The following is a 1909-nucleotide window of genomic DNA, read 5'->3' on the forward strand; positions in this document are numbered from 1 at the left end:
CGGCCACTAACCAGCCGGTCAACCGGACGCCAAAAGCGTACCGCTTTTGGTTCCCTTCGCTAGCGCTCCGGCGCCGGTTACCTCAGCGTTATACACAAGGAATGTTCATAGATCATGGCAAGGAATCGCGGCCAAGGTGGGCCAATTGAAACAAGGTTGATCAGCCTTTTTGCATCGCTGTTTTTCTCTATCCCAACGGCAGTATTCGTTTGGCTCTGGGTCAATTTGGAATTGGCCGTCTACTGGGACGGCTTTCTCAGCAGTCGTTACCTCATTTCCTGTATCTTGGTTTTTGCTGTTTTAGCGTTGCTGCTCCCGCGACTTTTTCCGTCTATTCTCGGGGGTGTCTGGCGAGGTATAGCCAAGGTTTGGCATTGGTGGGGGTGGTAGCCTTATGTATAACCAATCGTTCAAGTTCGCTCCCGGCCTGGCGGCCGTCCGCCGGACGCCTACTACGCTGCGCTCCGCAGGCGCCGCTTAACATTCAGCGTTAAATGGGTTAGTCAGCCTCATGAAACATTAGGATAGTTATGAAAGGGAAGATCTGTCAGTGGAAAGATGAAAAAGGGTTTGGCTTCATTCAGCCCGAGAATGGAGGAGAAAAGCTGTTTTTCCATATTTCGAGCGTCAAAACAACAGCGAGGCGGCCTGAAGTCGGAGATAATGTTTTATACGACCCAACGCGAGATTCCCAAAATAGATTAAGAGCAAAGGGTGTTGTCATTGAAGGTGCTACCAAAGCTTCCGGAAAGTCAGCCAAAAGTCGGCATACTAAAATCGAGCCACCCAGAAAAAATGCTATCGATTACGTTTCGATTCTGGTTATTTTAGGTTCACTTATTGCCCTGGGGTTTGCGTTTTTTCACACCAATTCAATCGAAAGCTCGTGGGTTTTTGGTGTACCTGCAGTAGTAGGCTTCTTCATTCTAAATCGACAACGTAAGCCTCTCGAAAAGAACTTTACTTGTGCTCGTTGCAACGCCGTTTCAGCGTTTGATCCAAGGACTGTCGAAGCATGGAATAATGGTTTTCTCAAGCTTTACTGCAGTAGCTGCCACCGTCAGTGGCTGGCCAATAATCCGCGACAGGAAAGAACGCAGGCTCGAAGTAGTGGCGGATGCCTTGGCGCGTTTGCAGTGATGATGTTATTACCAGCGCTGGGTAGCGTGGCTGTATATCAGTGGTTGGTGTAAGACCATTTAACAAATGCAGGCACGGCGACGCCTACTACATTGCGCCTTCGGCTTCATTCCGTAGGCGCGCATGCTGCAAGCGTTAAATGTCTATGATCGATCACGGTAAATTTCGGGCCTTGGTCAAGCAACTCTATGCCACGGTCAACGAATTGGAGGGCATGTTCCCGGGTAGGCACTTCACCCCGGATGGCCATATGGTTGGCAGTTTAGGTGAATGCCTTGTAGCTGATGCATACAATCTCGATCTCAAGACCGCTTCCAACAAAGGCTATGACGCTATCACTAAATGCGGCTTGGAAGTTGAGATCAAGGCTACGCAATCCAACTCTGTTGCATTCCGGAGTCAGCCTCAGCATACGATTATCATCAAGATCATGCCTGACGGTACATTTGAGGAAATTTACAACGGGCCAGGAGTTCTTGTTTGGGAGCAATTCAATGGGAAGCGGGTACCGAGTAATGGCCAGTTTCAAATCTCTCTCAACAAACTCAGGCAATTGAATCAAAGCGTGACTGTGGCAGATCGTGTGCCTAGAGCCATTTAACAAGTCGCTGTAGTACGTTCCCGGCCCGAGGGCCGTCCACCGGACGCCACTGAAGTGGCGCCGCTAAGCTTCAGCGTTATTGGCCCAGGCCGTCGCCATTTTTGGCGGGCTCCGTGCAAAGGCCTTGGCATCGGGTATGGCAGCAAAGCCGCTTGTGTTGATGATGGC

At 50.3% G+C, this 1909-nt stretch carries 2 protein-coding genes; both read left to right on the plus strand.

The annotated features are described in order from the left end of the window. The first annotated feature begins 530 nt into the window (after positions 1-530). Positions 531-1193, plus strand: coding sequence for a cold shock domain-containing protein (locus ACP2AU_RS16715; RefSeq protein WP_426377345.1), 663 nt, complete (start codon positions 531-533; stop codon positions 1191-1193). 86 nt (positions 1194-1279) lie between these two features. After that, positions 1280-1741, plus strand: coding sequence for a DUF6998 domain-containing protein (locus tag ACP2AU_RS16720; RefSeq protein ID WP_426377346.1), 462 nt, complete (start codon positions 1280-1282; stop codon positions 1739-1741). The last annotated feature ends 168 nt before the right edge of the window (positions 1742-1909 follow it).

Origin of the sequence: Marinobacter sp. VGCF2001 (genome assembly GCF_049943275.1) — a bacterium.
Lineage (GTDB): Bacteria > Pseudomonadota > Gammaproteobacteria > Pseudomonadales > Oleiphilaceae > Marinobacter.